This is a genomic window from Paraneptunicella aestuarii, assembly GCF_019900845.1.
GTDB classification, from domain to species: Bacteria; Pseudomonadota; Gammaproteobacteria; order Enterobacterales; family Alteromonadaceae; genus Paraneptunicella; species Paraneptunicella aestuarii.
Map to the genome: position 1 here is coordinate 2,470,151 of NZ_CP074570.1, position 23,018 is coordinate 2,493,168.

General features: G+C 42.8%; 27 protein-coding genes. 20 read left to right on the forward strand and 7 right to left on the reverse strand.

Annotated elements, in window-relative coordinates:
* Positions 1–4: 4 nt before the first annotated feature.
* Together tssA and KIH87_RS10055 are read left to right on the forward strand one after the other, a co-directional pair.
* Positions 5–1,120 (forward strand): type VI secretion system protein TssA, encoded by a 1,116-nt coding sequence (tssA, locus tag KIH87_RS10050; protein ID WP_232357761.1) that lies wholly within the window; start codon positions 5–7, stop codon positions 1,118–1,120.
* Positions 1,121–1,152: 32 nt separating this feature from the next.
* Positions 1,153–1,671 (forward strand): GNAT family N-acetyltransferase, encoded by a 519-nt coding sequence (locus KIH87_RS10055; protein WP_232357762.1) that lies wholly within the window; start codon positions 1,153–1,155, stop codon positions 1,669–1,671.
* Positions 1,672–1,710: 39 nt separating this feature from the next.
* Here KIH87_RS10055 and KIH87_RS10060 read toward each other — a convergent pair whose 3' ends face one another.
* Positions 1,711–2,157: a hypothetical protein gene (locus tag KIH87_RS10060; protein WP_232357763.1), complete on the reverse strand. Its 447-nt coding sequence runs from the start codon at positions 2,155–2,157 to the stop codon at positions 1,711–1,713.
* A gap of 124 nt (positions 2,158–2,281) precedes the next feature.
* Between KIH87_RS10060 and KIH87_RS10065 the strand changes: the two genes are divergently transcribed.
* A complete protein-coding gene (locus KIH87_RS10065; RefSeq protein ID WP_232357764.1) occupies positions 2,282–2,560 on the forward strand; it encodes a DUF6150 family protein in 279 nt (92 codons plus the stop codon).
* 14 nt (positions 2,561–2,574) lie between these two features.
* On the opposite strand, the gene KIH87_RS10070 is transcribed toward KIH87_RS10065, so the two are convergent.
* A complete protein-coding gene (locus KIH87_RS10070) occupies positions 2,575–3,243 on the reverse strand; it encodes a hypothetical protein (RefSeq protein ID WP_232357765.1) in 669 nt (222 codons plus the stop codon).
* Positions 3,244–3,486: 243 nt separating this feature from the next.
* On the opposite strand from KIH87_RS10070, the gene bfr (KIH87_RS10075) reads away from it, so the two are divergent.
* A complete protein-coding gene (bfr, locus tag KIH87_RS10075; protein WP_232357766.1) occupies positions 3,487–3,957 on the forward strand; it encodes a bacterioferritin in 471 nt (156 codons plus the stop codon).
* 4 nt (positions 3,958–3,961) lie between these two features.
* Positions 3,962–4,429, forward strand: a complete 468-nt coding sequence (bfr, locus tag KIH87_RS10080) for a bacterioferritin (RefSeq protein WP_232357767.1) — start codon at positions 3,962–3,964, stop codon at positions 4,427–4,429.
* 18 nt (positions 4,430–4,447) lie between these two features.
* Here the strand turns inward: bfr (KIH87_RS10080) and KIH87_RS10085 are convergent, their stop codons facing one another.
* Positions 4,448–4,918 carry a hypothetical protein gene (locus tag KIH87_RS10085; protein ID WP_232357768.1) on the reverse strand — a complete coding sequence of 157 codons (471 nt, stop codon included), beginning with the start codon at positions 4,916–4,918 and terminating at the stop codon, positions 4,448–4,450.
* Between the two features lie 312 nt (positions 4,919–5,230).
* Between KIH87_RS10085 and ccoN the strand changes: the two genes are divergently transcribed.
* The 13 genes from ccoN (at position 5,231) to ttcA (ending at position 18,599) form a co-directional block, all read left to right on the forward strand.
* Positions 5,231–6,667, forward strand: coding sequence for a cytochrome-c oxidase, cbb3-type subunit I (gene ccoN, locus KIH87_RS10090; RefSeq protein WP_232357769.1), 1,437 nt, complete (start codon positions 5,231–5,233; stop codon positions 6,665–6,667).
* A 10-nt stretch (positions 6,668–6,677) separates the two neighbouring features.
* Positions 6,678–7,283, forward strand: coding sequence for a cytochrome-c oxidase, cbb3-type subunit II (ccoO, locus tag KIH87_RS10095; RefSeq protein WP_232357770.1), 606 nt, complete (start codon positions 6,678–6,680; stop codon positions 7,281–7,283).
* Positions 7,283–7,468, forward strand: coding sequence for a cbb3-type cytochrome oxidase subunit 3 (locus tag KIH87_RS10100; RefSeq protein ID WP_232361459.1), 186 nt, complete (start codon positions 7,283–7,285; stop codon positions 7,466–7,468). Before ccoO ends, KIH87_RS10100 begins: the two co-directional genes overlap by 1 nt.
* Positions 7,465–8,415: a cytochrome-c oxidase, cbb3-type subunit III gene (gene ccoP / locus KIH87_RS10105; RefSeq protein ID WP_232357771.1), complete on the forward strand. Its 951-nt coding sequence runs from the start codon at positions 7,465–7,467 to the stop codon at positions 8,413–8,415. The genes KIH87_RS10100 and ccoP overlap by 4 nt, the downstream gene beginning before the upstream one ends.
* 90 nt (positions 8,416–8,505) lie before the next feature.
* Entirely contained in the window at positions 8,506–9,000 is a 495-nt protein-coding gene (locus tag KIH87_RS10110) for a FixH family protein (protein ID WP_232357772.1), read from the forward strand.
* A gap of 25 nt (positions 9,001–9,025) precedes the next feature.
* Positions 9,026–11,497 carry a heavy metal translocating P-type ATPase gene (locus KIH87_RS10115; RefSeq protein WP_232357773.1) on the forward strand — a complete coding sequence of 824 codons (2,472 nt, stop codon included), beginning with the start codon at positions 9,026–9,028 and terminating at the stop codon, positions 11,495–11,497.
* Positions 11,494–11,781 carry a cbb3-type cytochrome oxidase assembly protein CcoS gene (gene ccoS / locus KIH87_RS10120; RefSeq protein WP_232357774.1) on the forward strand — a complete coding sequence of 96 codons (288 nt, stop codon included), beginning with the start codon at positions 11,494–11,496 and terminating at the stop codon, positions 11,779–11,781. Before KIH87_RS10115 ends, ccoS begins: the two co-directional genes overlap by 4 nt.
* The gene (locus KIH87_RS10125) at positions 11,771–12,436 is read left to right on the forward strand and encodes a sulfite exporter TauE/SafE family protein (protein WP_332460714.1); all 666 of its coding nucleotides are present in this window, start codon (positions 11,771–11,773) and stop codon (positions 12,434–12,436) included. The genes ccoS and KIH87_RS10125 overlap by 11 nt, the downstream gene beginning before the upstream one ends.
* A 29-nt stretch (positions 12,437–12,465) precedes the next feature.
* On the forward strand, positions 12,466–13,206 hold the full coding sequence (fnr, locus tag KIH87_RS10130) for a fumarate/nitrate reduction transcriptional regulator Fnr (RefSeq protein ID WP_232357775.1): 741 nt from the start codon (positions 12,466–12,468) through the stop codon (positions 13,204–13,206).
* A gap of 256 nt (positions 13,207–13,462) precedes the next feature.
* Entirely contained in the window at positions 13,463–14,398 is a 936-nt protein-coding gene (gene uspE / locus KIH87_RS10135) for a universal stress protein UspE (protein ID WP_232357776.1), read from the forward strand.
* Positions 14,399–14,612: 214 nt separating this feature from the next.
* Positions 14,613–17,078, forward strand: coding sequence for a TonB-dependent receptor (locus tag KIH87_RS10140; RefSeq protein ID WP_232357777.1), 2,466 nt, complete (start codon positions 14,613–14,615; stop codon positions 17,076–17,078).
* 262 nt (positions 17,079–17,340) lie between these two features.
* On the forward strand, positions 17,341–17,541 hold the full coding sequence (locus KIH87_RS10145) for a hypothetical protein (protein ID WP_232357778.1): 201 nt from the start codon (positions 17,341–17,343) through the stop codon (positions 17,539–17,541).
* Positions 17,542–17,693: 152 nt separating this feature from the next.
* Positions 17,694–18,599 carry a tRNA 2-thiocytidine(32) synthetase TtcA gene (gene ttcA / locus KIH87_RS10150; RefSeq protein ID WP_232357779.1) on the forward strand — a complete coding sequence of 302 codons (906 nt, stop codon included), beginning with the start codon at positions 17,694–17,696 and terminating at the stop codon, positions 18,597–18,599.
* Positions 18,600–18,621: 22 nt separating this feature from the next.
* Here the strand turns inward: ttcA and KIH87_RS10155 are convergent, their stop codons facing one another.
* Genes KIH87_RS10155 through KIH87_RS10165 form a run of 3 tightly spaced genes read right to left on the reverse strand, consistent with a single transcriptional unit; the run spans position 18,622 to position 20,802 of the window.
* Positions 18,622–19,287 (reverse strand): DUF2987 domain-containing protein, encoded by a 666-nt coding sequence (locus tag KIH87_RS10155; RefSeq protein ID WP_232357780.1) that lies wholly within the window; start codon positions 19,285–19,287, stop codon positions 18,622–18,624.
* Positions 19,284–20,069, reverse strand: coding sequence for a glucosaminidase domain-containing protein (locus tag KIH87_RS10160; RefSeq protein ID WP_232357781.1), 786 nt, complete (start codon positions 20,067–20,069; stop codon positions 19,284–19,286). Before KIH87_RS10160 ends, KIH87_RS10155 begins: the two co-directional genes overlap by 4 nt.
* On the reverse strand, positions 20,062–20,802 hold the full coding sequence (locus tag KIH87_RS10165) for a DUF975 family protein (RefSeq protein ID WP_232357782.1): 741 nt from the start codon (positions 20,800–20,802) through the stop codon (positions 20,062–20,064). Before KIH87_RS10165 ends, KIH87_RS10160 begins: the two co-directional genes overlap by 8 nt.
* A gap of 275 nt (positions 20,803–21,077) precedes the next feature.
* On the opposite strand from KIH87_RS10165, the gene KIH87_RS10170 reads away from it, so the two are divergent.
* Both KIH87_RS10170 and KIH87_RS10175 read left to right on the forward strand, forming a co-directional pair.
* Entirely contained in the window at positions 21,078–21,692 is a 615-nt protein-coding gene (locus KIH87_RS10170) for a hypothetical protein (RefSeq protein WP_232357783.1), read from the forward strand.
* 150 nt (positions 21,693–21,842) lie between these two features.
* Complete coding sequence (locus KIH87_RS10175) at positions 21,843–22,319, forward strand: c-type cytochrome (RefSeq protein WP_232357784.1); 477 nt, start codon at positions 21,843–21,845, stop codon at positions 22,317–22,319.
* A gap of 47 nt (positions 22,320–22,366) precedes the next feature.
* On the opposite strand, the gene KIH87_RS10180 is transcribed toward KIH87_RS10175, so the two are convergent.
* Complete coding sequence (locus KIH87_RS10180) at positions 22,367–23,011, reverse strand: LysE family translocator (protein ID WP_232361461.1); 645 nt, start codon at positions 23,009–23,011, stop codon at positions 22,367–22,369.
* Positions 23,012–23,018: the final 7 nt, after the last annotated feature.

Genomic DNA, 23,018 nt, shown 5'->3' on the forward strand with positions numbered 1-23,018 from the left:
GACCATGAGTACAGAAATAAGTGTATTAGAGAAACAGTTTGAACAGTTGGTTGGTGTACCGATTGAATCGCTATTGCAGGATATTGATAAAGAGAACCGTTATGGTTCAAACCTGAAATATAATGGCGTGTATTCTGCTATCAACGCGGCGCGTACTGCTGATGATCCCAGTGTACCGATGGGACAGTGGGAACACGACTTAAACACGGCAGACTGGGAAGAAGTAAAGCGTTTGGCGCTTGATGCATTAAGCAACAAGAGCAAAGACCTGCAAATTGCGATCTGGTTAATGGAAGCGATGATCCATCAGAATGGTTTCTCTGCCATTGGCCCTTGTTTTCATCTGTTGCATCAGTTAACAGAAAACTTTTGGGATGGTTTGTATCCACAAATCGAAGATGAGAATGATCTTGATTATCGAACAAATTTGATCGCATGGGTAAATGACAAACTTCAACCCGTAATCAAATTGCTTCCGCTCACGTTTACCCGTAATGAACAGATTTTCACTTGGGCAGATTGGGAAATGGCTGCGCATTTCGAGCAGCTTCCAGCCGATCAGAAAAAAGCGCTGGCCAAAGACTACGTGCAAACCAATAGTATTGTCACCGCAATTATTGCAACGCCTATCGAATTTTATAAACGCTTGTTTAAAGACATCGACCAGGCACTGAGTGCAATTGATAATTATTCCAAGTTGCTGGATAAGCTCTGTGCTGATGAAGCCCCTTCTCTTCTCGCTTTTCGAACCTTGCTACAAGAGATTTACGAAACTTTGTATAGCCATGTAAAACATCGCGCGGGAGAAACCAATAATGCATCTCAACCAGAAGAAAGCTCAACCGCAGCTGCAATCAATGACCTGCAAGGCGGTGGTGGTAATGGTTCTGGCCCAATTAAAAACCGGATGGATGCTTATGCTCGACTGGCAGAAGCGGCCGAATATCTGGCAATGGACGACCCCCATAGCCCAGTACCCTATCTGGTTTACAAGGCCATTGAATGGGGGCAATTAAATACGGCTGAGTTATATCAGGAGCTGTTTGTACAGTATCAGGGACAACTCAATATCTTTGATTTGCTTGGTCTTGAGTTAGATCCAAAACAACAAAAACGCTAAGCATCAGGTAAGGAAACAGACAGGTTAACGCAATGCAACAACCCAACGACATTCAACTACCAGAGTACGAAGTACGCAGCTTTGAGATCCCTACTCAAGCTGGCAACTTCCTGCTGGAAACAGGAATGGCACCGTTGGGTAAACGCGAACATCCCATTGAAGCAAAAATTGCCAATTTGGAAACGCAACAGCTTGGTTTCCATGCTCTGGAATATGAAGGTTATATCAACCTGTTCGATGAGCAAGAGCAATTAGTTGGTGGTTTGCAATTACAACGTCGTTGGAACATAGCCAAACTGTATTCACTTTGGGTAGAGCCTGAACTTAGAGGTTTAGGTTTGGGACAAGCGTTAATGCAATCAGCAGAAGAGCTGTCTTTATCCATGGGCGCAAATGCCATTATGCTGGAAACCAGCACTCTGCATAACTATGAGTTTTATCTTAAGCTCGGTTTTGAAATAGCTAATGAGTTTACCGGTTTTATTCCGGGAGCCAGCTACTTTTTCATGATGAAGAACTTAATTCCTGAAAATACAGGAATGCCAGCATGATGATAATGGCTAATAGAACATTGGAAAAACGGGCAACACTTACAACTGGAAGTTGTAATCACCACGAACTGTGCGCAGTACCATTCCACCCAACGTATGGACAACCGGGCTTACTGTGCTACTTGGCTTCGGTTGCGTCGCAATTGCCGCACCAAGGTGGACGGAATCCAGCTCCGGACGCGGCTGAAAATGATTACGCCCCTTATTTTCAATTGGACGTAATCCGCCACGCAGTTGGCTTTGGAGATGTGGTGAAAGCTGATGAGCAAGAATGGACTGCTCTCGAGCCGGTAGAGGTTCTTTTATGCTAGCGCCCTCGTCTGTTGCTCTGCCATTGTACTCAATACCCCAGGCAGCGTTAACAGCTGATCGAGGATCAGTAGCACTACCGTATTCCCGGCCAAATTGTATGGCTGGTTCAAACGGCGCATTTATTCCGATCAATCGAACCGGATTTCGCCCTAAACGATTATCAGCAACAGTCATTTAACCCCTGACAAATTAACTAAGAGTATCCTTATACGAGAGCAAAAAGATATCAACGATACATCGACAATAGATTCAATTTACTTATATTTCAAACACTATTTTAAATTTAGTGGGTATTTTTGTGCGTGTATTTCAAACATTTAACCGCAATGAAGCTCGTCGAGTTATACATATCACGCAACATAAAGGACAGGCTGATCTCTGCGTATACATAGTAAAATCAAAGTCTCTAGCCTATAAGGAAGCTTATTGGTATATCAGTAAAAACAAGCTCGATTCCGATGCCGCTTTTTATTTTGGTAGCCGAGGCTCGGCATGCGTAAACGTTTACTTTGTAAACAGCCAAGCACAGGCAGGCTGGCAAAATGATCATCCACTTAAAGGCCGTTTAAAATATTAAAGAATGAAGAAGTGCTACTTTTTAGGTTCTGCCGGGGGGCTTTCGCTTTGCTCTGAAATAGCCTCTACCAATTTCTTCACCAACTCTGTTTTTTCGTCCTTTTTCTCTTCTTCTTTCTCTGGAAAACGAACGATTTGAAGATTTAGGTCATACCTGGACTCTAAACGCAATTTTTCACTATATGCTTTTCCTTCATCGTCATACTTACCTATAGTGATCAATGTAACTTTTTTATTGGTTGGCGTTTTGAATTTGAATTTTTGTACCAGTTTAGGATCCAGTTCGAGGCTTTTGATTTCTGAATCGGCTAACGCATCATTTAAAAATGTACCGAAATAGATAGTAGTAGAGGCTGGCTTGGTAGGGTTACGTAACAAATCCGCCTGTGTGAAATAATCGGCATCATCCTCTTCTGGCTGTGCCTGAGTAGCTTGCGCTTGCTCGTCCGTTTGAGCTCCTGGAGTTTGTCCGTCAGCAGTTACCTGTTGAATATCAGAAGAGGCTTGTTGTGTTTCTTCCTGAATATCCTGCTCAGCCGTTTCTGCCCCCCCTTTCATTTTAATGATAAGCGCATTTACAGGTTCCTTCACCTGATCGGCTATATCACTGGGTAAAGGGAAAAAGATAGCGGCACCATATCCTAAAGCTATCAACAATGCTGCGATCAGCAATTTCTTGATCATCCTGGCAACTCAAACCTGCAACTAACTAATAAATAAAGGATAAGCATAAACTGAATTGGGAATATTTGAGAGTAAAACATAGTAAATATTACCCAAATCAAAAACGAATTGATAACAATGGTCTAAACAAGAATCATTATTGTTGTTATCTCATTGTTTTTTATCGGTTTTTCTTTGATCTAAATCAATTTTGCGACTACACTTCTCTACGATTACTAACTAACAGACTTGAGCGACATCACTATGCAAGGCAATACGAGCATCATTACGCTCCTAAATGAAGTGCTTACCCAGGAATTAACATCTATAAACCAGTTTTTCCTACACGCACGCATGTATAAAAATTGGGGATTAGGCAAGCTCAATGATGTTTGCTACAAGAAATCCATTCTTGATATGAAGCAAGCCGATAAATTAATGGAGCGAATTCTGTTTTTAGAAGGACTTCCCAATCTACAGAATTTAGGCAAGTTGCAGATTGGTGAACACACGGAGGAAATGCTGAAGTGTGATTATGATTTCGAAGTAGCTCAATTACCGAAAATTAAACAGGCAATCATGACTTGTGAACAAGAAAAAGACTTTGTTACTCGTGAATTGCTTGTGGAATTACTGGATAAAGAAGAAGAGCATATTGATTGGCTGGAAACGCAATTTTATCAAATTGATAAAATGGGAATTGAAACTTACCTGCAAGCTCAACTAGAGGATTAATATCATGCAAGGCAAACAAAAAGTGATTGATGCATTAAATACATTACTCCGCAATGAGCTAACAGCGATGGATCAGTATTTTATTCATTCCAGAATGTATCAGGATTGGGGACTCAATAAATTATATGAGCGCATTGATCATGAGTTCGACGATGAAAAACAACATGCTTCATTATTAATTGAGCGTATTTTGTTTTTGGAAGGTACGCCTGATATGAGTCAGCGTGATCCACTAATGATTGGCAAAGACGTCCCTTCTATGCTGGAGAACGATCTAAAAGTAGAATATCTGGTTGATACCTTGCTTAAAGATACCATCGCATTATGTGAACAAGAGCAGGATTACGTTACTCGAAATATGCTCCACACATTAATTGAAGATACGGAAATGGATCATGCTTATTGGCTGGAAAAACAACTTGGCTTAATTAAGCGCATTGGTTTAAACAATTATTTGCAATCGCAAATGTAAATAAATTGCATTATTTAATTAACGATTTGTAAAAAAATCGTAAGTCGAAATAACAGTTTGGTTAGCAGATAACCCTAATGCATCTTTATCAGCTTGCCATTCTGTTGTTATTCGCCAATGCATTTTTGGTTCACTACAACTCCCAAGAAACATTATTGCGGTAATTTCTTTATTTTGATGATGAATATCCTCGATAATTAAAGGTGATTTCCCCATATACATATTTACACCTTCAACCCACGCTTTTTTTAAATTCCATCCATCAGAAAGATACAATTTAACCCTGATTTCAGCTTCAACAACCACGGGATCAGGCGAAAAAGCAATCTGTAAACGAGCTTTATTCAAACATGCATCCCCGTCCAAACACACTGTTTCCGTAGGACTCAGCGCATTATCATGCTCAGGAATAACCAGCTTATTCCATACTCCAATAAAAACGAGAGTCATGAGCAATAAAAATACCGGAAGATAATTGCGAATTTGCACAAGTATTAATCTCTTCTAAATTCATTGTTGATTCAAATAATTCTATTAATTGATCAAGATCAAGTTAATTCATAAGTCGCTGTTAATTTAGTAAGAAAAACCGTATTATCGGCGCGAATTTGTTTAGCGGCTTTGGTGCATATTTGACTACTTTTTTTTTAAAGTATGTCTATGCTTTATTAACTGGTTAATTAAACCAGTTTAACAAGAAATGGCAGTTTAAACATTTTTAACAGTAGTACGTAGCTATCGCTTATGGTGCTACGGAGTCAACCGCATAAAATATTAGTAACAAGTGGAAGAATCCCGAAAATGAGTGAAACGAGTCACACACTCCCAGACTATAACTATAAAATAGTTAGACAATTCGCAGTCATGACTGTGATATGGGGAATTGTCGGAATGACAGTTGGTGTTTTGCTTGCGGCACAGTTAATTTGGCCCGAGCTAAACTTTAATACCCCTTGGTTAACCTACTCACGTTTAAGGCCGTTGCACACCAACGCGGTAATTTTTGCATTTGGTGGCTGTGCCCTGTTCGCAACCTCTTACTATGTTGTGCAACGAACGTGTCAAACCCGCATATTTAGTGACAAGTTAGCTTCTTTCACTTTCTGGGGATGGCAAGCAGTAATTCTTTGTGCTGCATTATCGTTGCCACTGGGATACACCACATCAAAAGAATATGCAGAACTGGAATGGCCAATTGATATTCTAATTGCGGTGGTTTGGATTGCTTATCTGATTAACTTCTTTGCTACGTTGGTGATTCGTAAAGTGTCCCATATTTACGTTGCAAACTGGTTTTTTGGTGCGTTTATCGTAACAGTCGCAGTGCTGCATATCGGTAACAGCATGGCGATTCCGGTTTCATTTACCAAGTCCTACTCAATTTATGCGGGTGCGGTAGATGCCATGATGCAATGGTGGTACGGGCACAATGCTGTAGGCTTCTTCCTGACAGCAGGTTTCCTGGGCATGATGTACTACTTCGTACCCAAGCAAGCTGGTCGTCCGGTTTACTCCTATCGCTTATCGGTTATTCACTTTTGGGCTTTGATTTCTCTTTATATCTGGGCAGGCCCTCACCATTTACATTACACAGCATTGCCTGACTGGACTCAGTCTTTAGGCATGGTAATGTCAATTATTCTGTTTGTTCCATCCTGGGGTGGCATGATCAACGGTATCATGACGCTATCTGGCGCTTGGCACAAACTACGTTCAGACCCTATTTTGCGCTTCCTGATTGTATCCCTGTCTTTCTATGGTATGTCTACCTTTGAAGGCCCGATGATGTCAATCAAGACAGTAAACGCACTTTCTCACTACACAGACTGGACCATTGGTCACGTTCACTCAGGAGCTTTAGGTTGGGTAGCCATGGTTTCAATTGGTTCTATTTACCACCTAATCCCTATTTTGTTCGGTCAAGCACAAATGCATAGCGTTCGTCTGATTAACGTTCATTTCTGGTTAACCACTATTGGCGTTGTACTGTACATCGTTGCCATGTGGATATCCGGTATCATGCAAGGTTTGATGTGGCGCGCAGTGAATGCTGACGGAACACTCACCTATAGCTTTGTAGAAAGTGTTGAAGCTTCAATGCCTTACTACTTCATGCGCTTTCTGGGTGGCTGCTTCATCGTTGTAGGTATGTTTGTCATGGCCTATAACGTTTACCGCACTATTGCTGCTCCAAAAGCAGAAGCGGAAAACAAAGAATTAGAAGCACAGCCGGCATAAGGAGAAGCACATGAAAAACGTACATGAAATAGTAGAAAAGAATACTGGCCTACTCGCTATATTCATTTTGATTGCTATCAGCTTCGGTGCCATGGTTGAGATTGCTCCACTAATGTATCAACAACAAACCATGACACCTGTTGATGGCCTTAAGCCTTACTCAGCCCTGCAATTGGAAGGCCGCGATATTTATATTCGCGAAGGCTGTGTGGGTTGCCATAGTCAGATGATCCGTCCATTCAGAGCGGAAACTGAGCGTTATGGTCACTACTCAGTCGCCGGTGAATCTGTATGGGAACATCCTTTCTTGTGGGGTTCCAAACGTACAGGTCCGGATCTGGCTCGAGTAGGTGGTCGTTATAGTGATGATTGGCACAGAGTTCATTTAACCAACCCAAGAGCTGTAGTACCAGAATCCAATATGCCAGCCTATCCATGGTTGTTAGAAAACAAGCTGGATGGCAAACATACCGCCAAGAAAATGGAAGTCTTTCAGTCCTTCGGTGTTCCTTACACGAAAGAAGACATTGAAGGTGCCCAGAAAGCTGTTGCAGGTAAAACTGAAATGGAAGCGCTTATTTCATATCTGCAATCTTTGGGAACTGCACTGAAATGATGGACTACGGCATAGTCGGTAGCATTTTCACAGTGCTGGTATTGGTATTTTTTATTGGGATTGTTATTTGGGCGTTTAGCAAAAAATCCCAGAAAGGCTTTGACGAAGCAGCCAATCTGGTTTTTGACGACGAACAAGATAATAAGGCTTCAGCCGAGTATAAACGGGAGTCATCGTTAAAATGAGTAGTTTTTGGAGCATTTGGATCAGCATAATCAGCTTGGGTACAATAATGGGTTGCTTCCTATTATTGCGCTGGTGCTTGAAAAACAAAACAGGCGTAAAAGAAGGTGACGATATGCATCATGAATTTGATGGTATCGTTGAAATTAACAACCAGTTGCCGCGTTGGTGGACAATCATGTTCTACGCAACGTCGGTTTGGGCTTTGGTTTATCTGGCACTCTACCCAGGTTTAGGTAATTTTGAAGGCTTGTTAGGCTGGAAGAGTTCGAATCAGGGCGTATTGTCGATGGCTGAATCTAAAGCAGCGGTTGAAGAAGCCAGCAAAAACGGCAAACTGGTTCAGTATGACCGTGAAATGAGAATGGCAGAAGAACGCTTTGACCCTATTTTCAAAGCCTATGCAGCTAAGCCAACAACGGATTTGATTAACGATCCGGAAGCCATGAAAGTAGGCCAGCGTTTGTTCTTGCAGAACTGTTCTCAGTGTCATGGTTCAGACGCTCGCGGTCAACGCGGCTTCCCTAACCTGACCGACAATGACTGGTTGTATGGTGGTACACCTGACAAAATCAAGGAAACCATTTTGCATGGACGTCACGGCAACATGCCTTCATGGGCATCGTTTGGCGAGCAAGGTGTTAAAGAAGTTGTTGCTTATGCACTAAGCTTAAGCGGACGTTCTGTTGATGAAGACCTGCAAGAAAAAGGTAAAGCCCGTTTCGCAGTTTGTGCCGGTTGTCACGGTATGGATGCTAAAGGTAATCAAGCTCTTGGCGCACCAAACCTGACCGACAACATCTGGTTATACGGCGCAAGTGAAAAAGCGGTGACAGAAAGTGTTACAAATGGTCGTGCTGGTGTTATGCCTGCGTTTAAAGACCGTTTAGGCGAAGACAAAGTACACGTTCTAGCATCGTATATTTACAGCCTCTCACAAGAACAATAAAATCTGTTCTTAAAGCCCCGGCATTTACCGGGGCTTTGATTATGTACCTCTAGAACACAGCATTTCCTTAAGGAACAACAAGTAGCATCCATGTTCAAAGACAACGACAAATTGCCTTGGCATAAACAATTCTGGCCCTGGTTTCTTATTACCATGCCAGTTCTTTCCGTAGCCTTAGGCATACTTATGCTGGTATTGGCAACCACCACCGAAAACAGTCTGGTACGGGACGATTACTACAAAGAAGGCAAAGCAATTAACATCAATATTGAAAAATTGCGTCATGCCAAAGAGTTAGGCATTGAAGCTGAGCTCAAAGTGTCACCCGATAAAGTGCAATTAACGTTCATTCATGCGGAGCCTGAAGATAAAGCCGCATTAATGCTAGAGTTTTATCATTCAACACAGGAAGAGAAAGACGTTAATGTTCTACTGACCCGTAATCTCCAAGGGGTCTACGAAGCCAGTTTAAGCGAGCCCTTGCAAGGAAAATGGCAAATCACCTTATGGCCACATCACAAGGAATGGAAAATTCAGGAAACGATTGGTCTTCCTCAAAGTGGCACAATTAAATTAATCCCCTAGCCGTCCATTAGACTAGCAACGAACAATGCATCCAGATAGCCATACCTGTTTTCACTGCGCTCAACCCTTACCTGCTGATCAGAAGTTCAAGGTGAGTATTCTTGGACACGACGAATCATTTTGCTGCCCGGGATGCCAAGCCGTGGCTCAAGCTGTGGTAGACAATGGGCTGGAAGACTATTATCGCTTCCGCTCCGAACCAGCAGAAAAAGCCTCAGATGAAGACGAATTAGTCAGCCAGTTACAGTTGTACGACAACCCTGTTCTGCGCGACGAACTGGTATTGGATGAAGGCGATACCAGTACAATCCAGCTCACCATTGAAGGTATGAAGTGTGCAGCCTGCGCCTGGCTCATTGAAAAGCAGGTATTACAGCTCAACGGCGTTCTACGTATTGGCGTTGATGTCAGTGCCAACCGTGCAACCGTTGTCTGGCAGAAAAGCCAGCTACCGCTAAGTAGAATACTGGAATGTATTGCAGAAATTGGTTATCAGGCACGTCCTTTTCAACCTGACGCTTTTGAAGAAAACTATAAAACCGAAACCAAACGTTTTCTTAAAAAGCTCGGTTTGTCTGGCTTGCTTTCCATGCAAGTCATGATGTTCGCTTTCGGCCTGTATTTCGGTATTTTCGGAGACATAGACGCCGAAACGCAAACCTATTTCCACTGGATAAGCCTCATTCTCACCGTGCCTGTTGTTGTTTACTCAGGCTCTGAATTTTTTGTCAGTGCCCTCAATGCGCTTTCAGCACGCCAAGTGAATATGGATGTGCCCATTAGCCTGGCTATCCTGATCATTTTCTCCTCAAGTGCGTATGCCACTGTTCAAGATCATGGCGCAGTCTATTTTGAATCCGTCTGTATGTTTATTTTCTTGCTGCTCATAAGCCGCTTTTTAGAACATTTAAGCCGACGTAAAGCCGCAATGATGGCAGCTAACAGCAATAAACACATGCCTGTTACCGCCCGGCTTCTTATTGACGGTATTGAACAGCAATGTTTAGCTAAAACGTTAAAACCGGGACAGATCGTTAGAACCAAACCGGGAGAAATGCTGCCAGTCGATGGCAAAGTGGTTCAAGGGCAAAGCCATGTCGATGAATCCATGCTCACCGGTGAGTTCCAACCGGAACTAAAAAACGTTGGTGATACGGTTTATGGCGGAACAGTCAATCAAGGTAGTGTGTTAGAAGTCGAAGTCACACATAGCTTACAAAACTCCGCAGTGAGGCATATTAGTCGCCTTCAAGAGCTGGCTTTGGGAGAAAAACCCAGAATTGCCATTTTCGCCGATAAGCTCGCTAAGTTCTTTGTTTACGCGGTTTTATTGTTTGCAACAGGCACATTCCTGTATTGGTCAACCCTGCAAGACGAACATGCCTTAATGTATGCCGTTGCCGTGCTGGTTGCCACCTGCCCTTGTGCCTTGGGGCTCGCAACGCCCAGTGCATTGACCGCCGCAATGGCCAAGCTCAAGCAGTTTAATTTGATCCTGAAATCTGCCGATTTTCTGGAAAACCTTAATCAAATCGACACGGTTGTTTTTGATAAAACCGGCACATTAACCGAAGGCAAATTCAGCCTGTTCCATTGGAAAAATTACAGCGATTTAAATGACGATCTGGTGTTAAGTATTGCGACCAGTTTGGAAGCCTGCTCCGAACACCCTATCGCCAAAGCCTTTACGGCACAGAACATAGAAAAAGTCGAACAGAGTAAAAACCACGTAGGTAAAGGTGTTGAAGGGGTTATTGCAGGTAAACACTATAAGATTGGCTCTGCAAACTATATTTTTAACTCCTCTACCCTGGAACAGCCTCATACACACAAAGAAGCCAACGTCTTTCTTGAATGCGAAGGTAAACTGATTGCCAGCTTTGAACTGCGAGATAAATTAAGCGAAGGAGTCCTCGCCTTTATTGATACCATTCGTCATTTACAACCAGTGATATTAAGTGGTGACAACAGAGCAAACGTAGCCAACATTGCCGAAGAATTGAATATCGCAGAATGGAAAGCAGAATGTCGCCCTGAAGACAAGCTGGATTATATCAAGTCATTACAAGCTCAAGGCAAACGCGTGTTAATGGTAGGCGACGGCATTAATGATGGCCCTGTTTTAGCACAGGCAGATATTTCCGTAGCCGCATCAGGCGCTTCGGATCTCGCCAAAAATGCAGCGGATGTCATTATGCTGGGCGGCAACATTAGCAAATTAATCGCGTTATTTCGTATCGCTCAAAAAACGCGCAATACTATCCGCACCAATATTCTCTGGGCATTGGGTTACAACACATCGGTATTACCCCTCGCCATGATCGGTTTTTTAACGCCCTGGATGGCCGTCATCGGCATGTCACTGAGTTCTATCATTGTTGTCTATAACTCTACCCGACTTCTTTCTGTTAATATTCCCGACATTGCTAATGTACAGAGTTCTGACAACAATCCACTCATGTCAGAAACAAAAGAAACGCCCAGAGAAACAGTATGAGTATTATTTACGTATTAATTCCATTAGCGATTCTCATTGTAGCCATCGCCATTGTGGTTTTCTTTTGGGCAGTAAAGAGCGATCAGTTTAATGATCTTGATAGGCAGGGATACAACATATTATTTGATGAGGACATTAAGCAGGATCATGCATCAAAAGAAGCTCCTACCTCAGTAAATAATCATCATAGCCAAGCAGAGAAAGAGGAACCGTCTGTACATGAGGGCTCTGTCAGCGAAGAAAACTCTCAGCAACCTTCCTCTTCTTCCAATCATGCACGTTGATCTGATAGCCGCTTTTTTAATTGGCCTCGCTGGCAGTGTTCATTGTGTGTCGATGTGCGGCGGTGTCGTCGCAGGTCTGAGCTTTGCGATCCCAAAAGAGAAAAACAAGCTGCCTTTTATCGCCACCTATAATATCGGCAGGATCAGCAGCTACACACTCGCTGGCGCAATTACTGGAACCTTTGGCAGTATATTCTCGCATCAAATACAAAATGGCATTGTCTGGTTAAACCTTCTTAGTGGCGTATTTCTGATCCTTGTCGCGGCTTACATTGGCGGCTGGTGGCGCATTCTCAGTTATCTGGAAAAGGCGGGCGGAAAACTTTGGAAACATATCAGCCCCATAGGGAAACGTTTCGTTCCTTTTAAATCTCCTATCTATGCCTTACCTTACGGCATTGTTTGGGGCTGGCTCCCCTGTGGATTGGTTTATTCAGCGTTAACCTGGAGTTTAGCGAGTGAAGCATGGCTTGATGGGGCATTAACCATGATGTTCTTTGGTATAGGAACTTTACCCTCAGTAATCCTGTTAGCATTATCGGGAAAAAGCCTGGCAAAAATGATGGAACGCCCTCAAACCAAACAAATAATGGCAGTTTTAATTTGCTTATTCGGAATTTATAGTATTTCCAAATCCTTGCCAGATATTCTATAGTACCCCTTGAACTAACACAGGAACAAAGCATGGCCGGTCACCCGAGTTCTTCTATTCATTGTCAAAATTGTAGTTTCAGTCAGCTATGCTTGCCTTTCAATCTCAATTCGAAAGAGTTAAGCAAGCTAGACGATATTATCCAGCGTAAACGTCCTATTCAGAAAAATGAGCGTCTATTCACCGCTGGTGATGGGCTAAAAGCATTGTATGCCGTTCGTTCAGGGTCATTTAAAACATTTACCGTGTCTCAAGATGGTGAAGAGCAAATCACCGCTTTTCATCTACCGGGTGAGATTATTGGGTTTGATGGCTTGCTGGAGTTAAAACACCAAAGCTTTGCTCAAGCGCTGGAAACGTCGATGGTATGTGAAATCCCCTACCAGACACTGGACGATCTTTCCGGTGAATTTCCTAAATTAAGACAGCAAATCATGCGCTTGATGAGTAATGAAATTCATCATGATCAGGAAATGTTTATGCTGTTGAACAAACGTACTGCTGAAGAGCGTTTAGCTTACTTTATTAAGAGTTTGTCGAATCGTTTCCATGATCGTGGCTTCTCCGCTAACGAATTCCGGCTCACCATGACTCGTGGCGAAATCGGAAACTATTTAGGATTAACGGTTGAAACGATCAGTCGTTTGCTAACGCGATTCCAAAAAGAAAATTTGATCGAAGTAAATGGCAAATTAATCAGCATTGTTAATCATCCCAAACTGGAAGAAAGAATGGGTTCACAGCGCAATACCTGCTCGGTGACTCTGCAATAATTCGTTGATTTTAAGTTTTATAATCAAGCCACATTTAAAGGCTGCTATTTTTAGCAGCTTTTTTGTATCCCGCTTTTTACTCCCTGCTATTTTCCTCTAATAAAACGAGTGTGAGATTAGAAAATCAGCAATAAAATGTATTGAAAAGAGTTAGTTTGATCTCAAACAAGTCAAAAACTTGCCTATATGGTCAAGCTAAACCATTATGTTAATGTAACTTTTAGTTGTAACTCTCTTATTACCAAGGTGGATAGAAATGGGTAACTTCCAAAAAATTCTGGCCGTTATAGATCCTACAATTCAAAAACAAAAATCGCTGGATAGAGCGATTGAGCTGGCAGAAAAAACAGGTGGAAGCATTACCGCCTTCCTTACCATTTATGACTTTTCCTATGAAATGACGACCATGCTTTCCGTTGACGAAAGAGAAGTCATGCGACAAGCCATGATCGACGACAAAGTGGATTGGCTTACCAGTATTGTTGATGCCCATCAGAAGCAAACCGATGTGCCCATCAATGTAAAAGTTGCGTGGCATAACCGCCCTTACGAAGGCATTATTATTGAGTGTATGGAGCAAGGCCACGATCTCATAGTAAAAGGCACTCAAAAGCACGATACACTTAAATCAGTTATTTTTACTCCAACAGATTGGCACCTGTTAAGAAAAGCGCCGGCTTCTGTTTTGTTAGTTAAAGAACACGATTGGCCAGCAAACGGTCAGATCCTTGCTGCGGTGAATGTGGGTACAGAAGACGAAGCACATCAGTCTTTGAACAAACGAGTTACCAAAACAGCCCACGATATGGCATCGATACTGAAAGCAAACGTTCATTTGGTGAATTCTTACCCTGGAACTCCGGTAAACATTGCCATTGAGATCCCGGAATTCGACCCTCAAGGCTATAACGAATCGGTAAAAGCCTATCACGATAAATGCATGACTTCCCACGCGCAAACTCATCAAGTTGCTTTGGAAAACTGCCACGTTAAGGAAGGCTTGCCTGAAGATGTTATTCCAGCAGTCGCTAAAGAAATCGACGCAGAATTAGTGATCATCGGTACTATCGGACGTGTCGGTATTTCTGCGGCGTTAATTGGTAATACCGCAGAGCACGTTATTGATATGCTGGACTGTGATGTTTTGGCGTTAAAGCCAGAAGGCTTTGAATCTCCTGTGCAGTTGAACTAGTTCTCGTCACACTTCATTTAATTCTACATATTCATTTTATAAGCCCTGTTTTTACATCAGGGCTTATTTTATTCTCCATACATACCATAATCTTGTCTCTTTTCGGCTCAAACCGGTATTTTAGGTTGATTATTTCCACTGGTCGGTGTACTTATCTAGCTGCTTCGATAACAACTTATTTTCATTACATTCACACACAAAAACTGGAAGCATCATGACAAATCACGGGAACATCACACACACATTAAAGCCAAGTAAGCTGTCGCTGGCGATATTGTTTGGATTAAGCTCTCTGGCCGGAGGTCTGTCAGCACAGGAGCAAGCTCCTGCCCAAGACTCTGCAAAACAAGAATATAGCGGTATCGAAATTATTAACGTTACTGCACAAAAACGTACCGAAAACCTTCAAGAAGTGCCTATCGCTATCAGCGCTTTCTCGGAAGATGCCATTCGTAAAATCGGTGCATCAGATTTAAATGATTTAGGCTTATACACTTCAGGTTTCGAATCAAATAACGCGACCGCAACGCAAACCACCTGGACAGTACGTGGCATCACCACCAATGACTTCGGTATCGGCCTTGACCCTGCGGTAGCCGTTTATATCGACGGTGTATACATCGGTCGTCGCGGTACGTCAAACCTGAACTTCAACGATGTGGAGCGCGTGGAAATCCTGAAAGGCCCTCAAGGTACGCTATTTGGTCGTAACTCTGCTGCTGGTGCAGTTAACATTATCACCAAATCACCCGTTATTGATTACGAAGGTAACGTTCGAGTGACTTTAGGTAACTACTACAAACGTAAATTTGAAGGCTTGGTTAACATCCCTATTAACGACAACTGGTCGTTCCGAGGTTCATATACTTCCAATAATCGCGATGGTTATTTAGACGCCATCGGTAGAGAAGACCTGGGTAATGAACACGATTGGGGTATTCGAGCCAGTTTATTTGCTGAATATGTGGATTTTGAAGCCGTGATTCGTGCTGACATTTCCAAGCTAAATCAAGATTCTCGTCCGGCAGTCACAATGAATACAGGCTACGGCCTTGGCGATCCTTTCGGCCCGGTTGAAACCGACGGCGGTGATGACGTATACGAAGCGCGTGACGTTAAGGGTATTTCTGCCGAGTTGAACTGGCATTTTGGCGACGTGACTTTCACGTCGATTACAGCCTATCGTGAATTCACACGTTACAACGGTATGGAAGATGACGGAAGCGCCTTTGACAGAGCCTATTTCGTGAGTGTTCTGGATGAAGACCAGGATCAGTTCAGTCAGGAATTCCGCTTAACGGGTGCATCAGACACTCTCAAATGGACTTTGGGCGCGACTTACTTTAAGGAAGACATCGCGCAAGATACTCACGCCAGATTTAAATTCCAAACCTTCGATGGTTTTGCGTTAACCAATGCAGGTCTTGATCCATCGTTGATTCCATCAATTCAGCCTGGTTTAGGTATGGCGGGTCTTTTCCTGACACGCATTCCAGCACAAACCTTAGGCGCTATTGCGGCTTCGACTATATTCACTCCTGAGCAGGTATTAGGTTTGATTGTTGCAGCAAACTATGGACGCCCATACGCAGAATCAACCTACAATAATAATGAGGTTGAAAGCTGGGCGGCTTATGCAGACGCCACCTACTCTATTACCGATAAGCTGGATTTAACCGTAGGTTTGCGTTACACGCGCGATGAGAAAACCTTTGATATCTTCACGCAATACCAGAACGAAATCATTATTCCATTTGAAGGCTATGACAACATTCCTATCGGTATCGCCTTTGCAGTGCCAACCGATGTGACCCAGAATGCAACCTGGAGCAAGTTAACACCGCGCGTCGTCCTTGATTATCAATGGACTAAAGACCTGATGACTTACGCAAGTTACTCAGAAGGTTTCAAAGCAGGCGGATTTAACACTTTGGGTGAAGCCCCTCCAGTTGATGAAGAAACGGTAGAAAACATCGAAATCGGATTAAAATCCTCCTGGATGGACAACCAGATCCGCTTGAACCTTGCCTTGTTCAGCTACGACTATACCGACTTGCAAAACCACGAGTTAGACGGGCCAGCAGGAACGGTTCCAACCTACAATTTGCGTAACGTTGATGCAGAAGGTCAAGGTGCTGAGGTTGAATTCAAATGGCAAGCCACAGATGACTTCCTGATTTCGGCTAACTATGGCTATCTCGACACTGAGTACACTAAATGGGGTTACTTCCCTTGGGAATTGGAAGAAATCGCACAAGGCGGCACAGTTGCCGATTTAACTGGCGAACCTATTTCTGGCATGCCTAAAACGCGCTACAGCATTGCATTCGATTACATGATGGAATTGGATATTGGCGAGTTTGCATGGCACTTCGACTATGCTCATAGCGGCGAACGCCAACAGGATTTGGATGGGCCACAATTAGCTGTATTGCCTTATGACCCCAGCCAGGTAGAAGGCTTAACGCCTGATAATAAGATCGATTCTTATAATCTGGCTAATTTCCGTTTAACTTACTTCCCGGCAGAAGGTGATTACAACATTTCACTTTATGCGCGTAACCTGTTTGACGAGAAATACCTGCTAGGCACAGGCGGTCAGGCCATGGCTGTAGGTTCTCCTATTGCTAACCCAGGTTTGCCTCGTATGTACGGTATCGAGTTTAGCTATAATTTCTAAACTGCTTTTTAGAATTGTATTGAGGGGACACTTGCTGTCCCCTTTTCTTTTAACGTAAGCCAACCAGGAGTAAGCATGTTTAAAGGCTCATGTCTTTGTGGAAAAGTTCGTTTTGAAATTATCGCTCTTGAATGATTTGCCATTGATCTAAATCAGAGTAACGAATTAACCAAACGATAGTATTTTACTCGTACCTGATGGAATAAACTTCATTCAGGTCTATGGTTAATATTTATACGTTATCTTATCCGGAGAATTTCCCATGGCAGATCCCAAACACACCCAGGAACAAATCGATAAATATAAAGGACATACTCGCTCTCCCAAAGATCCTTATGAACGTGGTAAAAATGATCGTGCCGGAGACAAGGACATCTCAGAAAAAGATGCCCAAGAAATGTCCCAGGAAGACTGGCAAGATTATGTTGATGGCAAAATGGGACGAGAGAAGCGGGATCGCTAAACGTCAGACCAACGATCAAATAATTCTTTGTAAGCCCTGCAACATGGGGCTTACCCACACAAATTATATCCGCTAACCATCCGGCTATTCATCCTCCCCCTATTCTCACGTATAATGCGCGCCAATTTTATGTGGTATCGGATTTTTGTCAGGTGACTCAAAAGCAACAGTACAGTTTCAACAAGCTGCAAAAGCGCTTACGACGCTTTGCAGGCAAAGCCATTGCTGATTTCAATATGATTGAAGATGGCGACAAAGTCATGGTGTGTTTATCGGGTGGTAAGGATAGCTACACCATGTTAGATATTCTATTGTTCTTGCGCAGCCATGCACCTATTCACTTTGATATCGTTGCTGTGAACCTGGATCAAAAACAACCGGGTTTCCCGGAAGATGTCCTGCCCACTTACTTACAAAGTATTGGTGTAGAGTACAAGATAGTTGAAGAAAACACCTACGCTATCGTAAAAGACAAGATCCCTGAAGGAAAAACCACCTGCTCACTTTGTTCTCGTTTACGTCGTGGTATTTTGTACCGTACAGCAACAGAAATTGGTGCTACAAAAATCGCTTTAGGCCATCACCGTGACGATATTTTAGAAACCCTGTTTTTGAATATGTTTCATGGCGGAAAGCTTAAAGCCATGCCGCCGAAACTGGTCAGCGATGACGGCAAACATGTTGTCATTCGCCCTCTTGCTTATTGTACGGAAAAAGACATCACCAAATACGCAAAGGCACAACAGTTCCCTATCATTCCATGTAACTTATGCGGCTCTCAGGAAAATCTGCAACGCAAAGCTATTAAGATGATGCTACAAGAGTGGGCGCGTAAATACCCGGGACGCATTGAAAACATGTTCAGAGCGGTACAGAACGTCGCGCCTTCACACTTGGCAGATGTTAACCTGTATAACTTTGTTGATATCAAAGCGACGGGCGCTCCGGTGGAAGATGGCGATACTGCATTTGATGCGCCAGACTTCCCTGCATCATCACAGCTCTATTCACAAGAAGCCGAGCTTGATGATGACGTGCAAATTATCTCGTTAAATTAGGAGATAGCGGCGATAATCAAACCTAATCAACCCAGGCGCTGATATATTCAAAGCCTGGGGTTAGTTCCACAGCCTCGGTATTCGCACCAAGCCAATCTTTGGAAAGCAACAAACGCTTATCTTGTTTTGTTGCATTGTTCAGGTTGGGCACACTGGAAGCCATGTCGTAATGCAACTGAATGCCCTTGGTTTCTGGCATTAAAAACGACAGAAAACTTCCCACTTCTTTAAAAAAAGTTCGGAATTGACCGTCGATTTTATTCAGCTGTTCAGAAGAAATTTGCGTTTCCCAGTTTGGCTTAGCCAGAATCAACACCGACATATCACAATCGCCCTGATTAGGAGAAAACTGAACATTCACGGTGGCATTTGCCAGTTTTAAAGCCTTCTCTTTGGGTAGTGTAAAGCGTTGCAAAGTATCGACTGTTACCGGAATATCCTGCTTTTGAGTGTGTATAAAGACATTCTTAATAGCACAAGGCTTTTTACTTTGATGCTGGGCAAACCCAAAAGCGAATTGCAGCGCATCCAGCTCTTCGGTATCCAATTTGCGTAGGTGGCTATAAAAATCAGAATAACTGAAAATAAGTTGGTCTGGGTTTTCACTGCTTTTTTCGGGTACGGCTAAAATGGGGAAACTAAAAACAAGGGTAATCAATACCAATAAAGACCACTTAAACTTTGTCACATGTACTTCCTATTGACTCTGATCATTGATTGTAATTCTTCAACATAAGCCTGTCCCCGCTCAGAATAACTAAGCAACCCTTCGATTAAGGCTTCTGCTGTAATAGGTTGCTGAGTATCGCGCAATGCCGCACGAATATTACGCATCTCACGGTAAGCATAATGGCGATTTAAGTTATTCAGATAACGAGATACCCCGTGTTCCAGGCTGGAAAATTTTGCCACTTCATGATTGGAATCATCGTCTCTCTGGCGGGGAACAAAGCCACAGCCTTTACGAAAGCACCACAAGCCAAAAAAGTTATATCCCTGACGAGCAAATCGAGAAGTTCCCCAAGCCGATTCATTGGCGGCCTGAACCAAGACCAATTCATAGGGTATGATGTCGACTTTAAGTAGCAGCTTATTCAGTGCCTTGACGTTTACCTTCTCGCATTCTACGTCATATTCTTCGCAAATCTCTAACACATCATCAATATCAGCGGAGCTAACAGTAGCGCCTCGACGCATTTGCTCGCGAATGCTCAGTAGTTCACTACGTTTTAGTAAAATGGCCTGATTTTGCTTTTCAACTTCAGGTTTTAAATATCCGAAGAAGGCCTGTTTCTTCTCACTGATACGATGGAAAGATGAAAAGTCGGGCATGGAGATACGATGTCGCTTTGCTGCAACAGCCATATCTTCTGGTGATTGCGGCGGAACAACAAAAGGATAAAAAAACGCCAGAACAGCTAAAAATACAACTGCCCCAACCCATATTCTTGTGCGTATCGATTTATGCATGGAATATATCGTCAGCTCTCAATTCTTGATCGTCGGATGTTTGAATATGAACATCAACACCAAAGACATTTCTATACAGTATACCTTTCACATTATAGTAGTAAGGCGCAACCCACACTAATGCGATCCCGAACGTTACAATACTTAATAGGCCCAACACCAAAAAAAACAAGTAAATTTTAACAAAGGCAAACCACTGATAATTGACCACTCGAATGGATGTGATTACCGATTCCGAAGGTCTTAGCTGTTTATCCAACAGCAAGGGTATAGCAAAGCCGGTAGCTACAAATAAATATACACCCGGCAAAATCAGTAACACAAAGCCTATATGCACTACCGCAGTCGTGATCAGCGTTGTCATAATAATTGGCAAACTCTTAGCCACAAAATGAAAGATGTAGGCCGGCCTGGTTATCGCCCCAACACTATGACTAATCCCCATCATGGAAAGAGAAGCAATAATGGGAGCCACTAACACAGTAATGATAATATCCAGTAAAAATCGATCACCCTCAGACATTTCCTGAAAGTTTTCCTGACCAGACAACTCTAATACTAAACCGGAAACCAATAAGGATGTCATGATAATGACAGCCAATCCTTTCAGGATATTAGACTTACTCTTCTTGGTGATCTCCCATCCCTCTTGCAGTATCTGGTTTACATCAACCTGATACTCTCCTCTTAATGCGGTATTTAGGTCTCCACCGACGCGTACTCGTGTTTTCAAAACAGTTATTTAAACCTTTTTGTTATCCCCGGCGACTATTATCCAGAATTACTTAAGTGATGGCTACAGTCAGCAGGCATGTCATTTGCAAACAGCCGTTGTAAGCAATAATCCTAAAATTTAGTCAAATTGGCAGATTTAAAGTAAATGGCAAAACAAAGCGAAAAGTAATTTCTTTATTAATCAAAAGGTTAATAGATGGCATTTAATTTGCCATTCAAACCAACAATGAAAAGCATGTATGACGTACTCACCGTACACAAGGAGAAAATCTAATGCGTAAGCCATTACTTGTTATTGCTCTTGCCGGATTATTTGCGACTCAAGCCATCGCGGGTAACAACAAAATCCGAATTAAAGAAGAAATAAATATCAACCCCAACAGTACCATCCATATCAATATTCCGGTTGGCGAATTCGTTCTTGATACCCATTCATCCAATACCATCGAGCTGAATGTCGAAGTTTCCGGCAAGGATAATGGTTGGTTTAGCAGTACCGATGTCAGTGATGCCCAGCTTTCCAAACGCATTGAAGATAAGCATGTCTATTTGCAAATTGATCAGGATGATTCAACACAGGAGTGGATTATCAGTATTCCTGTTAATGCTAACCTGGATTTGGATATGGGCGTTGGCGAAGCTCGAATTGAGAATGTGCAAACCAGTCTAAACATTGACGTGGGTGTGGGTGAAGTAGAGTTGAAACTGAGTGACGACAACTATGCGCTCATTGATCTGGATGCAGGGGTCGGTGAAGTGAACCTTAAGGGGTTTGACTCAGTTAATCATAAAAAACACATGGTTAGCGAATCTCTAAAATGGCATGGTAACGGGGAACATGAAATTGAAGTTGATGTCGGCGTCGGTGAGGTAGACATTCGACGTTAGTTTCACTCAAGTTTTTGTTCAAATTGTCGTGAAGTTTGTTCCCATTGCCCCCGTTTCGGGGGCTTTTTTATACGATATTGATCAATATCAAGCAACATACTGACTTATATTTCATACTGTAGCTATCGGGTATTTACGGATGCATAAATAATGAATACGTCAGTTAAAGCAATACTTATTGCAGCTATCACCTGTTTTTTACTTTCTGGTTGTTATAAAGGTGCTGAAGCGCCGTGGGGGTTTAGCCTCCCGCCCGGAGACATTGCAGCAGGTGAACAGGTTTTCATTAAATATAACTGTATGTCTTGCCATGTATTGGAAAACTACAATAGCAACATTGAAGAGCATGAGCTGTCTACACCAGTAATATTGGGTGGTGAAGTTACTAAAGTGAAAACCTACGCGGATCTATTAACCTCGGTTATTAACCCAAGTCATAAAATATCCAACCGCTATACCCAGCGGCCAGATGAAATGCCATACACAAAAATGCCTAATTTCAATGAAGTCATGCGCGTTCAGGAATTAGTCGATTTAGTCACCTTCCTGCAATCGAAATACACCTTGGAAGAAAACAAGCATCCTCCTTACCCCAGATTTAACTATCCAACTCAGGTAAAAGAGTAAGCTCAGCACACAAAAAAGCCCGAATTAATCTCGGGCTTCTGGGAAACCTATATCCCACTAATAACCAGTTTTAATGCTAACCCTATGAGCACTAGCCCCATAATGCGATCAAACCAGAATCCTTGCTCACGAATAAAGCCTCGCACTTTTTGAGAGCTTAAAAAATAAGACAAGGCACAAAACCATAAGCCCGTAGCAAACGCCAAGTACAAGCCATAAATGACTTTTACACTGTTGGGTGTTTGAGCTGAAATGACCACAGCAAACAGTGTTAAGAAGAACAGTGTCGCTTTTGGATTCAGCCCGTTCGTTAATAACCCAATCCAAAATGCTCTGCGATCTGAAATAGCATCATTTATCACGACCTCTGACTCAACTCCACCAGTACCACCAGCATGTTGAGGGCGGCTGCGCAAAGCGCCTAACCCCAAATACACAAGATAACCCGCCGCCAAATAGCTAAATAATTGAAACAACCAGGGAGTCGTTTTAATCAACAATCCAATCCCCAGTAATGAATAGGTAACATGAACCAGAATGCCCAAACCAATACCAATACTGGTAATCATGGCAGCTCGGCGTCCAAAACTGACGCTATGCTTTAATACAACGGCAAAATCGGGCCCGGGGCTGGCAACGGCAAATAAATGAACCGTAGCAATAGTGACAAACTCGACCCAATAATTTTGCATCAACGCC